Raw genomic sequence first — 13,086 nt, forward strand, 5'->3', positions numbered from 1 at the left:
GGGGAATGCTTTGATATATAAGATTGTATCGAAATATCATTTATTATCTATAAGGGATAAACATCATCGTTTTATCTTGGGAGCATTGTAATAATTTTTTCAGTAAACATAAGGGTAATTTAGAAGATGAAAATTTGTTTGACTATTCATGTTTACAATTGGCTTTTTATTTAGCAAGCTGGGGAATGATGAGAGGTGGTACTTTCTTATTACAAAAGGACTATAGAATACATGAGTATTTTATTAAAAATGTTGCAATGAATGATAAGTATAAAAAATATTACTCCGTATTAAAGGAGGCTAGCATAAGTATAGATGACATTGATGGTATAGATGAACTTATTAAATATACTGCAAAAGTATATGTTGATAACATTAAAGATATTAATGGTGAAAAAACTACAGTTTCAGTAACGGATACTTTAATTTCTAAAATATTATTAGGAGTTTACGGAATAGTACCAGCTTATGATAGTTATTTTGTAAATGCAATAAAGATGTATGGTTTTAAAAATGCTAATTTATGTGAAGATTCTTTAAAAGAATTAGTGGATTTTTATTATGATTTTCAAAGTGAATTTGAAGTATGTAGATTATTATTTGAAAAATAAGAAAGCAATACAGCAGAAGAGAAAAGAAAAATCTACAGGATTAAAGGAAGAGATTACGAATTATATTATAAGTTTATTAGAAAAGGCAGCAGAAGATGGATTATCAGTTTTTGAAATTTTATCAGGTCAAATTCATAAAGGTATGAAGCTTAAGAATAGGGTTCCTTCAGTATGTAATGCTATGGTGAAAATTAATGGTTATCCGCATGAAATAATTAAGGATACAGCAAGTGGAAATAGTTCAACGAAATTTGTTAGATAATATTTAAAATAAAGTTTTTAATATTAACAAATTTAACAACTAAGTATACATTGTGTTAATTTAGTTGTTTTTACATATTGAATACCACTAGTTCAACTAGTGGTTCTAAAAAGCTTATAGCTATGAGTAGAAAAAAGAAAAACTCCAATATAATTTAGGTTTGCCGACCAAAACTAAATTATATTAAAAGAAACATAAAAAGTATTAGATGAAAAAGAAGATATCATAATTTGAAAAATAGAATTTAAAATTACTACTGTGTTAAGTATAAAGAGCTTACTGCAGTAGTTTTTTGTTTTGTTGAAATGTTGATAATTTTGAGAAAGTGAATTAGTACAAAAATTATGTGAAAAGGTATACAATTAAATTATAGAATTATATTTGTTTATGGTGATGAAGCTAATATGAAAATAGACATTTAAAGTCAAATTTAAGGAGAAAATAGTTGCAGCAGAACTTTAATTCATTTAATAGTAACAGATGTAAGTGAGAATACTACAGAAAATGAATGGGGAAATGATGAGTTTTATTTATTAAATAATAATGATGACAAACCTTTAAGAATTAAATATAAGTATTATGACTTATCAGTTAAAGTTGTATGGTAGAGAGATACATATAGAATTAGAAATGCACATGTTACATTGGGGAGTAATTGCTCAAGGTTAGGATTATTCTTCTGTCAACTCGAATTATCCAAAGCTTTACAAGATAGTAATTATATCTATTTGGTTAAAAACTTATTTAAATTAGCAGGAGATGTAAGTATTGCACGTTTAAATAGAGGTTTAAAATATAGAGAAGAAAAAATAGATAGGAGATATGAATTATTAAATCTATTAGATGCGGATATAATAAAATTTGATAGAGAAGAGTGGTTTGTAGTATCAAAAATTAGTAAACAAGATTTAGAAGAAGAAAATGATGAACATATATTACATGAATTTCTAAAAGACTTTTTGAATTATTCATTAACTATAGAACAAATATTACTTGATGCAGAGAATAATAAATAATTAATTTTAGTAGGAGTGTGAATATGAGTCAATCATTACAAATATGGATATGAAAATTAGAGAAGGATATAAAAAGAAAAAATTTTAGAAAAATGGAGTGATAAATTATGCAATTTGAAGGCCTTTGGAACATTTTTGAAATGGAGATGTGGAGTGAAGAGTATTTTAATATGGAGGTGCAGGCATTTATTAAGATTGATAATAATGGAGAAGGAACATTTCAATTTGGATTAGTTACCGGTGGGTTTATAGGAAAAATAATAAATAAAGACAATTGTGAGAAATTTACATTCCAATGGATAGGTACAGATGAACTTGAACCAGTATATGGTACGTGCTGTATGGAAATTATTAATGAGAATTTACTATTAGGAAGATTTGTATTTGATAATGATGAAGAATCAGACTTTAAAGCGAGAAAACAGTTAAAAGATCCTATTAATGATTTTTAAAATTGGATATAAGTCGGAAAGGTATTAATAATAAAATAAATATGAAACTATAATTCAGTTATAAATTATTATAATAATTATGATTGAAGATTTTATACTAAGTGAAAATAATTATGTTGATAAAAACATAAATTGCCAACTTTTACTTGACTCAAACGTATGATGCTGGATTATTTAAAAATAACCTACCCTGTGTTATAATTTTCAATATAGATAAAGCGTTGGGGGGTGGAAATTTGGCTAAGCAATATACTAGAAAAATGATTCGTGAGGTATTTATAAAGATGCTGAATGAACATCCACTTAACAAGATTACAGTTAAGGATATTGCTACAGCATGTGAAATAAATAGAAATACTTTTTATTATTACTACACAGACATATATAAACTTTTGTCAGAGATATTCCAAACAGAACTTCAGACAATAATTGATGAATATAATGATACACTTTCCTGGGAGGAGAGTTTTATTGTAGCTACCAAATTTGCTTTAGAAAACAAAATAGCCATTTATCATGTATATAATTCTATGCAGCGAGAAGAACTAGTGAACTATATATACAATGTATCAGGAAATGTGATGATTCGGTATATTGAAAGAGTAAGCGATGGTATCTCAGCCTCTTTGGAGGATATAAAATTGATTGCTTCATTTTATCAGTGTGCTCTTACTGAAATGGTAATACAATGGATTGCTGTGGGGATGAAAGATGATCCTGATACTATTATTAGAAGAATCGGGCAGCTTTTCGATGGGAACATTGAGTTATCTCTTAAGAGAAGTGCTGATTTAAATAATGTATAGTTGAAATCAATAAGGAAAATCCTTTTTATTAGACACTTTGACGTAGATGCCTAATAATTAGATAAATAAACTGCGGTGTTTAAATTTCGAACACCGCAGTTTATTTATCTAATGAAAAAAACACAAAAAAACTATATTATAGATTTATAGACAATTTATAGATATAGGGAAACAAGCTCCAATTTAAATTTATTCAATAACTTTAAAATATTTTCACACAAGATACAGTGTTGAATTTTAAGTGATTCGGAGCATGTCTCACTATTTTAGGTATCCAAGTTTTGAAATGGATAATTTTAAAAGTCAACTTGGAACCCTATAAGTATCCACAAATTTAAAGGAATACTTATATATTCACTCTAAATATAACGGTAGTATTTGTAAAAATATTAAAGAATTAAGAAAGAGGGGGATAATAATGAAATTAAAGACACATGATGATAGACTTACCCTTACAAATGGAAGTTATCATGCTCTAGTAAATGCAAGAAAGCCTAAGGGAATTGAGGATAAAAAAGCTTATTTAATTGGTACTGGAATTGGGGCTTTAGCTGCTGGTTGTTTTTTAATTCGTGATGCTCACATGGATGGCAGCAAGATTACCTTCTTAGAGCAATTAGACATTCCTGGGGGATCTATGGACGGAGAGGTTCGTCAAAATATGGGTTATGTAGCACGTGGTGGACGTGAAATGGGTCACCATTTTGAAGTTTTATGGAGCTTGTTTAGTTCATTACCATCTACAGAAGATCCTAATATGACCGTTTTAGATCATTTTTATTATACAAACTACGATGATCCAAACTCTAGCAATTGTCGTATTACTAAAAATCAAGGTAAACGTTATGATAATGGGAAATTCAATTTGGGTCAAGATTTAGCAAAAGAATTAGCGGCTTTTGTAAATATACCAGATGAAGAACTTGAAGATAAATCTATTGAAGATATTTTCTCAGAAGAACTTTTAAACACTGATTTTTGGACATATTGGAGAACAATGTTTGCTTTTGAAAATTGGCATAGTGCTTTAGAGATGAAATTATATATGACTCGTTTCATTCATCATGTTGGGGGATTGCCAAATCTTTCAGCTTTACAATTTTCAAGACATGATCAATTCACTTCATTTATAAAACCTATGGTTAAATATTTAGAAGACAATGGTGCTAAATTTGAATATGGAGTTACTGTTAACAATGTTGAATTCTCAATTTCAGAAGATAAAAAGGTTGCAAAGAGAATAGTTGCAACAGATAAAGCTGGAAAAGACATCTCTATTGATTTAACAGAAAATGATTTAGTATTTATTACTAATGGTTCTATGACTGAAGGCTCAGGATATGGTGATGACAATACTCCTGCACCATTTAATAGAGAGCCAGAAGGATGTTGGAAATTATGGAGAAATATATCATCACAATCAGATGAATTTGGAAATCCAGATAAATTCTGTAAAGATACAGAAAAATCTAATTGGGAATCTTGTACAGTAACTTGTCATGATGAACGTGTTCCTGAGTACATTGAAAAAATTACAAAACGTTCACCATATGGTGGACGTACTGTAACAGGCGGAATAGTTACAGCACTTGACTCTTCATGGTTGATGAGTTGGACAATAAACCGTCAAGAACAATATTATGGGCAGCCAGAAAAAGATGTTCTAGTTTGGGTATATGGTTTATTCTCTGATGTTCCTGGAGATTATATTAAAAAACCTATGAGAGATTGTACTGGTAAGGAAATCACAAAGGAATGGTTATATCATATAGGAGTTCCTACAGATAAAATTGAAGAATTAGCAGAATCATGCAGCTCAATTCCTGTTATGATGCCATTTATAACATCTCAATTTATGCCTCGTGCAGCTGGAGATCGTCCATATGTTGTACCAAAGAATGCAGTAAATTTTGCTTTCCTTGGACAATTTGCTGAGACATTGGATGATCCAGGTCGTGATACTGTATTTACTATAGAATACTCAGGTCGTACAGCTATGGAAGCAGTATATGTTTTAACTGGAGTTGAAAAAGGAGTTCCTGAGGTATTTTCTTCAAGATATGATATCCGCTATTTATTAAATGCAGGCGTATGTTTATTAGATGGGGAAAAACCAAAACTTGATTTACCGCCAATAACTAGACGTAAAATTTTAAAACAAGTAGCAGGAACAGACATTGAAAAGTTATTAAAAGAATATGGAATTGTTTAATGACATCTACAATTAGATAATTTAATTAAAATCCCGAATTTAAAAAAAATCGGGATTTTAATTATAATTTTAATGGTGGAACTTGATAATTTTTTAAATGTTTTTTTGTCAATATGAAAATTCAACCAATCATTGAACGATAGTAAGTGTTTATGAATTAAAATGAGAAATATGTAAAATGTTATTTTATTGTATAGGTTAATTTTGAGTTAGCATAGCTATTATAAAGGCAATTATGACAAAAGCAGAAATTATAGAGATTCTTGTGGATAATTATAGAGAAGATAGGGAAGAACTTCTTGAAGAATATGGGGATGATTCTGTCATGTTTCCAAATGGTCGAGATTTTGATGCAGAAGATTGAGATGATTAAGCGTATGGAACTCAATTTGAAATTGTAATTGAATAAAATTATAAAAATAGCCTACTAAAGTGTTAATATACATTTCAGTTGGCTATTTTTGTTTATATTGGAAGTAGTGTTTAATAATATTTATAACTATATTGACTAGAAATAAATACTACTGTATAAGTTTGGTAAAAAAATTAGGGGTGAAAAATGAAACGAGATCTTGTTTCTGAATGTCCAAGATGTAAAGAAAAATTAGTAGCAACTCGATTAAGCTGCGATAACTGTGAGATGGAACTCAGTGGTGATTTCCCTCTAAGTAAATTTGATTATTTATCTATTGATGAAATGGACTTTATAGAGTGTTTTCTAAAGCATCAAGGAAATTTTAAGGCTGTTCAGAATGAAAAGGAAAGGTCTTATCCAGCAACTAAAAAGAGATTACTTGTGCTATTCTTGTATATTGAATACCACTAGTTCAGCTAGTGGTTCTAAAAAGCTTATAGCTATGAGTAGAAAAAAGAAAAACTCCAATATAAAATAGAATTAGGTTTGCCGACCAAAACTAAATTATATTGGAGATGTCCAAGTTGACAATAGTAGATTAGCACATAGTAAATGGAATTGCAAATATCACATAGTTTTTGTAATAAAGTATAGAAGAAAAATAATTTATGAAAATCATAAGTACAAAAATATTATGTTTAAAAAAGTTAACCGTCAATTATATTAAAAGAAACATTTTAAAAGTTCAACAAGAAACAAAAAAAGTATTAGATGAAAAAGAAGATATCATAATTTGAAAAATAGAATTAAAAATTACTACTGTGTTAAGTATAAAGAGCTTACTGCAGTAGTTTTTTCTTTTGTTGAAATGTGGATGATTTTGATGAAATGAATTAATGTAAAGATTATGTAAAAAAGTATACAATTAAATTGTAGAATTATATTTTTTTATGGTGATGAAGTTCATACATTGGGAATATTTTTTATGATTTACTCGAAAAAAGAAGATGTAAAATTAACAGAATATTATGATTTCAATATTTTAAGGTTAGGATTATTTTAGTACACATAATTTATGACAATAGTAAAAGAATTTATAGGAGGATTTTTTAGATTAGTATTCAATAATTTGAGAGTTTGACTAGAGCTACAATTTGTTAGAGGATGATTTGAGAAAAGAATTTAAAGCAAAAATTATTAAAGAGCAATTTTCTATTGATTATTTGCTATTTGAGCACCTAAAACTCAAGATCTTTTGTTAAGAGTTACACAAGATATTGAAGTTAAGATTGTGGATGTAATTCGTTCAGTAAACACTGCAATTTCAGTATTAATAAATTATTTGGTGTTCTTTATGCGGTTGCAACAGTGAACTTGTGGATTGTTTTTGTATACATATTTATTATTATTCCTACAATACTTCTTACATTTAGGAATGGTAGAGTGGTCTATGAAGAAGAAAAAAAGGTTGGATTTGTTACAAGAAAGATGAATTATTTATCAGAGATATTGGTTAATAGAGAAACAGCAAATGAAAGAGCTTTAGTTGGATTTGCACCTTCTCTTAACAAAAGATTTATGAAAACAAGAGAATAAAATATAAGGTAAAATTAGGTAAAAAATTATGTAATAGAAAAAATATTATTTTTATCATTATCGAGATGGAGAAATCGTTTTGAGATAGCTTAAAAAATCCTTGAGCTATAATGAGCTTAGGATTTTATAAGCAGCTAATAAATATTATATATTGTGGGGAGGTGATTTAAGGCACATAAAAGCAATCTTTTAAAGAGATGAAATTAATAACAATAAATAATTTTATATTTTTATGTAAATGAAGAAAAGAGGTAGCAGAAATAATGATAGATATAAAAAAAATAGAAAGTTCTAAGATGAGAAATTTGTATAATAACTTAACTGAAGGTAATTATAAAGCATTAGATGTTTTTTGGAGTGAATTGGAGCAAAGTGGTTCACCATTAATAGAGGAAATAGAGGGTGATAATAAAGATGTTATGGTAACATTTATTTATAAAGCTAAAGAGAAAATTAAGAATGTAGTGGTTTATGGGGCTTTCCCAAGTTACAGATATAATGAAAATATTATGGAACAATTATTAGATTCAAATTTATGGTATAAAACATACAAAGTTAGAAACGATATAAAGTTTGCTTATAATTATTCTGTAAATGATGCTTTAGATGATGATTATAAGAAAAGATCTAGAAACTTTATTTTAGATGAATTTAATTCAAATACAATAGTTTTTCCTAAGGATGAAGAAGATGAAGAAGATAGAGAAGAGAAAAGATCATTAGTTGAATTGTGTAACGTAAAACCTGATATATGGACAAAAACTATGAAGCATAGCAATAATGGTACTCTAGATTTGCATAGATTTAAGAGCGATATTTTAAATAATTCTAGAAGGGTTTGGGTTTACAAGCCATATAAATATGAAGAAAATAATGAGAAAAATAATCTTATTATACTTACGGATGGTTTTATGCATATCAATATACTAAATGCAATAAATGTACTAGATAATCTAATGTATAAGGAGTTAATCCCCAAAAGTGTATGTGTTTTTGTAGATAGTAATAATAACAGGGTTGGAGAACTAGCCTTCAATAAGAATTATGGTGAGTTCATTACCCATGAAATCCTTTCATGGGTTCATAATAATTATAATGTAACTACTGAATCAGAAAAAACAATTATAGGAGGAGTAAGCCTTGGTGGCACTAGCAGCCTCATATATAGCGCTTACATTTCCTAATGTATTTGGGAATGTGCTTGCTCAATCAGGTTCTTTTTTCTGGGATGAGGAATGGTTGATAGATAAATATAAAAATAGCGATAAAATGGAAACAAGGTTTTATTTAAATGTAGGATTTTTAGAGGACAGGCCTTATGATGATGAACCTATAATGAAGGACTCTATAGATAGAATGAGAGATGTTCTAATAACTAAGGGATATGATGTATTCTATGAACATTCTCCTTCAGGACATGACTTTTTAAGCTGGGGAGAAAAGCTTGCTACAGGACTTATTGCACTAATAGGGAAAAAATAGATAAGTCAATGAATTAATGAGTAAATTTAATATTTATTAATCACTGAAATCACCTTTTCATTGTATTAATTTTTTATTTATCAAAATTGATTTTACATTAGAATTGGTGGTTTTTTATTGTTTTCAGAATAAATTTTTATCAAAAACCAATTGGCAACTATGTGGTAAATAAATGTTTGTAAGTTAGATACAGCAATATAGCTACTTATCAAAGGCTTGAATTATATGAGTAATTCAAAAAATATTCTTAGATACAATTAAAACTTATAAATGAAGAATTTTAAAACGCTAATCTATAAAAGTTTTAAAGAAGCTGTAGATATATTTCCATTTAAATTTAAAGATTACATGTTGAAATGTGTATGATTTTAATGAAATGAATTAATGTAAAAATTATGTAAAAAGGTGTACAATTATTTTGTAGAATTATATTTTTTTTATGGTGATGAAGTTCATACATTGGGAAGATTTTTTATGATTTACTCGAAAAAAGAAGATGTGAAATTAACAGAATATTATGATTTCAATATTTTAAGGTTAGGATTATTTTAGTACACATAATTTATGACAATAGTAAAAGAATTTATAGGAGTATTTCTTAGATTAGTATTTCATAATGTGAGAGTTTGGCTAGGATTACAATAGAATAATGAGGTTTTAAAAGAAGAAAGGATTTATTATGAAAAGATATGAGGTGAAAAGAAAAAGTAAGATATTATCTTTAATAAAAATTGTTACATTTTATTCTCCATTTCATTTTGCAGTATGTTTAATATTAACTATTATAGAAGGTTTAATGGTGCCTTTTATGCTGTTTACTGTAGCAAGGTTTATTGATGCAGCTATGACAGTAACATCGTTGAATCCCGAAATTAAAACAATGCTTATATATTTAGGGCTCACAGTTCTTGGCTATTTGTATACACAGTTAGGTCAAGATTTTCGACAGTATAGTTACAATTTATTAGAGGATGATTTGAGAAAGGAATTTAAAGCACAAATTATTAAAGAGCAATTTTCTATTGATTATTTGCTATTTGAAGCATCTAAAACTCAAGACCTTTTGTTAAGAGTTACACAAGATATTGAAGTTAAGATTGTGGATGTAATTCGTTCAGTAAACACTGCAATTTCAGTATTAATACAATTATTTGGTGTTCTTTATGCGGTTGCAACAGTGAATTTGTGGATTGTTTTTGTATATCTATTTATTATTATTCCTACAATATTTCTTACATTTAGGAATGGTAGAGTGGTCTATGAAGAAGAAAAAAAGGTTGGATTTGTTACAAGACAGATGAATTATTTGTCAGAGATATTGGTTAATAGGGAAACAGCAAATGAAAGAGTTTTATTTGGATTTGCACCTTCTCTTAACAAAAGATTTATGAAAGCTCACCTTTTTAGGTCAAATTATAATACTAAGGTTTTAGCTAAAGAAACATCAAGCAGTATGATGGTGAATGTTGTGGCTAGTATTGCAGCTGTGTTTATTATTTTTATGTTGTCATTGAAAGTATCTAGTGGTGCGTTATCAGTAGGTATGTTCACTTCTATAGCAGGAAGCATGATTAGTTTAAGTAAGATAGTTGCGTTTCAGTCATCTGAATTGATTTTAGAATTTTCAAAACACTATGAGTATGCAAAGGATTTAGATGAGTTTACAAATCTTAAGAGGAACAGATTAGAAAGCTCTGAATGTGAAAAGAAAATACCCTTTGAAAGTCTTGTGATAAAGAATCTTTGGTTTAGGTATGAAGAGTCTGGAGAATACATTTTGAAAGGAGTTAATTTATCACTGAATAAGGGAAAATCATATTCAATGGTTGGACTTAATGGAGCTGGTAAATCTACCTTGGTAAAAATTATGGTAGGGTTGTATCGTGATTATGAAGGTGAAATACTTTTAAATGGGAAGGATTTAAAGTCATATAAATTTGGAGAGTTAACAAGTATATTTTCTGTAGTTTCTCAGGATTTTGCAAAATATTATGTATCACTAAAAGAGAATATAGCATTTGAAGATTCAGAAGCAGATATTAGTGAAGTGATTAGGCTTATGGAGTTAGATGAAGTAGTTAATGATTTACCTAAAAAAGAGCATAGTCATCTTGGAAAAATCTATGATGATGGTAGTGATTTGTCTGGGGGAGAATGGCAAAGACTTGCAATTGCACGTGCTTTGTATTTAAATTCACCTTTTATGATAATGGATGAACCTACTGCAAGTTTAAGTCCAACGGCTGAAAGTATGATTTATAATCAATTTTTAAATATAGCCAATGAAAAGACTCTATTTATGATAACTCATAGGTTAGGTTCAACAAAAATAACTGATGAGATTATTGTGCTTGATGAAGGAAAAATTATTGAAAAAGGAACTCATGAAGCATTGATGGAGAATGATAATGTATATGCACAATTATTTAGAAAGCAAGGTGAGATGTATGACTAATAAAAAAATGTCTGGGACAAAGGTTCTTAGTAGATTAATAAAATATACTTGGCATGCAAGCCCCACTACATTTGTTTTACTTGTTATATCCTCCTTGTTTATGAGTATTCTTGGATTTCTTGAAATTGTTTTAATAAAGACATTGTTTGATAGTATTGTAAATGTTGCAAATGGAGAGGCAATAAATTCGATTTATAAACCTATTTTAAGTTTACTAGTGATTTTGGCATTATATCCATTGGGGGAATGGATTGAGTATATGGCAAAAGGGTATTTTTGGAGACGTGGTAGTGGATATATGAAATTTTTACATCATAATCGTACAAGTTGTATGAAACCTATAGAGTTTGAGGATTCAGCTAATATGGATAGGCTGAAAAAGGCAAGCTTTGGCAGTGAGGAGGCTCCAAGTGGACTTCGTGTTATTATACAGATATTGTTTTTATATATACCATATATTTTAAGTTTATTAATATATTTGATGAATATTAATCCTATATTGGTACTTGTAATTATTTTAATTTTTATCCCCACACTCTTGTTAGAGAAAATCAGAGTAAAGCAAAGTTTTGATTTTGAAGACAAAATGGGCAATAGGAGAAGACAAACTGAGTACTTTGAAAAATGTATTATATCAAGAGAATACTTTAAAGATACATTACTTAATGGTTCATTTAAGTATTTTTATAAACTATTTAATGAATCAAACAATGAATTTAGTAAAGAGTTTGTTTCTAATAAAAGACATATCCTTAAGGTATCAGTGTTTATGAAATTACTAAATTCTATAGGTTTTTTAAGTGTACTTATGCTTTTAGTGTATTTTGTTTACTCAGGAGTTATATCAATTGGTTTGTTTGCAGCTATTTATTATTCTATTTCTAAAATAACAACAATGATGAGAGATGCAATTGAAGATCTGGGAAGTGCCCTTGTAGGTATTTCAAATACTTCATTTTTAGTAAGGCTTCTTGATGAAGATTTTGATTTAGGTAAAGATGAGTACATTCCTAAAAATCAAGATATTCAATTAAGAGATGTAAGTTTTACTTATCCAAATTCTAATGTAAGTTCACTTAAAAACATAAATCTTACCATTAAGGCGGGAACATCACTGGCAATTGTAGGAGAAAATGGTTCGGGGAAAAGTACAATGACAAAGATAATTATGGGTTTATATGATCCTACAAAGGGTCAGGTTGTTTATGGAGATAGATCACTTAACTCTTATTCAAGTAATTCAAAGTTTAAAGGGATTAGTGCAGTTTTTCAAAATTTTATTAAATATAAGTTATCAGTAGAGGACAATATAAAAATAAGCAATATTACATCTGAATTAGGAACCGAACATGTTCTTGATAAGACAGAGATAGGTTTACCTAAATTAAATATAAAAGGGAGCACAATTCTATCTAGGGAGTATGGAGGTCAAGACCTTTCTGGTGGGGAATGGCAAAGAATTGCAATTGCCCGTGGACTTTATCGCCCACATAACATAATTGTCTTAGATGAACCTACTGCAGCCATTGACCCAATTGAGGAAGCTAATGTATTTGACTCCTTTAAAAGGATAAGTATTGGAAAAACATGTGTCTTTGTAACTCACAGATTAGGTTCGACTAAAATTGCAGATAGAATTATAGTAATGGATAAAGGTGAAATAATAGAAGAAGGAACGCATTTAGAATTGTTAAACATGAAAGGCAGGTATTATGAATTGCTGCAATCCCAAGCACAGTGGTATGAACGCTAAGCCGTTTATGACTTTGGTTTAATAATATAAACAGTATTAAATATTGATGAGTAATTTGGAATTATTATTTTCTAAAAAATTTATAT

At 28.5% G+C, this 13,086-nt stretch carries 13 protein-coding genes and 1 pseudogene; all 14 read left to right on the forward strand.

Annotation, left to right across the window (positions count from 1 at the left end; all coding sequences use genetic code 11):
* Window positions 1–134 precede the first annotated feature (134 nt).
* The 14 genes and pseudogenes from AC07E4_RS01065 to AC07E4_RS01130 all read left to right on the forward strand — a co-directional run bounded on the left by AC07E4_RS01065 (window position 135) and on the right by AC07E4_RS01130 (window position 13,000).
* Entirely contained in the window at window positions 135–611 is a 477-nt protein-coding gene (locus tag AC07E4_RS01065) for a hypothetical protein (protein WP_478215526.1), read from the forward strand.
* Complete coding sequence (locus tag AC07E4_RS01070) at window positions 601–873, forward strand: hypothetical protein (protein WP_478215527.1); 273 nt, start codon at window positions 601–603, stop codon at window positions 871–873. The genes AC07E4_RS01065 and AC07E4_RS01070 overlap by 11 nt, the downstream gene beginning before the upstream one ends.
* A 728-nt stretch (window positions 874–1,601) precedes the next feature.
* Window positions 1,602–1,889: a hypothetical protein gene (locus AC07E4_RS01075; RefSeq protein ID WP_478215528.1), complete on the forward strand. Its 288-nt coding sequence runs from the start codon at window positions 1,602–1,604 to the stop codon at window positions 1,887–1,889.
* Window positions 1,890–1,996: 107 nt separating this feature from the next.
* On the forward strand, window positions 1,997–2,341 hold the full coding sequence (locus tag AC07E4_RS01080; protein ID WP_478215529.1) for a hypothetical protein: 345 nt from the start codon (window positions 1,997–1,999) through the stop codon (window positions 2,339–2,341).
* Window positions 2,342–2,577: 236 nt separating this feature from the next.
* Entirely contained in the window at window positions 2,578–3,147 is a 570-nt protein-coding gene (locus AC07E4_RS01085) for a TetR/AcrR family transcriptional regulator C-terminal domain-containing protein (protein ID WP_034438878.1), read from the forward strand.
* A 418-nt stretch (window positions 3,148–3,565) separates the two neighbouring features.
* A complete protein-coding gene (locus tag AC07E4_RS01090) occupies window positions 3,566–5,359 on the forward strand; it encodes an oleate hydratase (RefSeq protein ID WP_478215530.1) in 1,794 nt (597 codons plus the stop codon).
* Between the two features lie 235 nt (window positions 5,360–5,594).
* The gene (locus AC07E4_RS01095) at window positions 5,595–5,723 is read left to right on the forward strand and encodes a hypothetical protein (protein WP_278245483.1); all 129 of its coding nucleotides are present in this window, start codon (window positions 5,595–5,597) and stop codon (window positions 5,721–5,723) included.
* Between the two features lie 195 nt (window positions 5,724–5,918).
* The gene (locus AC07E4_RS01100; protein WP_478215531.1) at window positions 5,919–6,185 is read left to right on the forward strand and encodes a DUF2089-like zinc ribbon domain-containing protein; all 267 of its coding nucleotides are present in this window, start codon (window positions 5,919–5,921) and stop codon (window positions 6,183–6,185) included.
* Window positions 6,186–6,282: 97 nt separating this feature from the next.
* Window positions 6,283–6,396: pseudogene (locus AC07E4_RS01105) on the forward strand (transposase); the annotation flags it as partial.
* 686 nt (window positions 6,397–7,082) lie between these two features.
* Window positions 7,083–7,310: a hypothetical protein gene (locus tag AC07E4_RS01110; protein WP_148361070.1), complete on the forward strand. Its 228-nt coding sequence runs from the start codon at window positions 7,083–7,085 to the stop codon at window positions 7,308–7,310.
* Between the two features lie 263 nt (window positions 7,311–7,573).
* Entirely contained in the window at window positions 7,574–8,494 is a 921-nt protein-coding gene (locus AC07E4_RS01115) for an alpha/beta hydrolase (protein WP_478215532.1), read from the forward strand.
* Complete coding sequence (locus AC07E4_RS01120) at window positions 8,454–8,792, forward strand: alpha/beta hydrolase-fold protein (protein WP_478215628.1); 339 nt, start codon at window positions 8,454–8,456, stop codon at window positions 8,790–8,792. Before AC07E4_RS01115 ends, AC07E4_RS01120 begins: the two co-directional genes overlap by 41 nt.
* 679 nt (window positions 8,793–9,471) lie before the next feature.
* A complete protein-coding gene (locus AC07E4_RS01125) occupies window positions 9,472–11,247 on the forward strand; it encodes an ABC transporter ATP-binding protein (protein WP_478215533.1) in 1,776 nt (591 codons plus the stop codon).
* Complete coding sequence (locus AC07E4_RS01130; protein WP_478215534.1) at window positions 11,240–13,000, forward strand: ABC transporter ATP-binding protein; 1,761 nt, start codon at window positions 11,240–11,242, stop codon at window positions 12,998–13,000. Before AC07E4_RS01125 ends, AC07E4_RS01130 begins: the two co-directional genes overlap by 8 nt.
* Window positions 13,001–13,086: the final 86 nt, after the last annotated feature.

It is taken from the genome of Clostridium amazonense, from assembly GCF_056431285.1.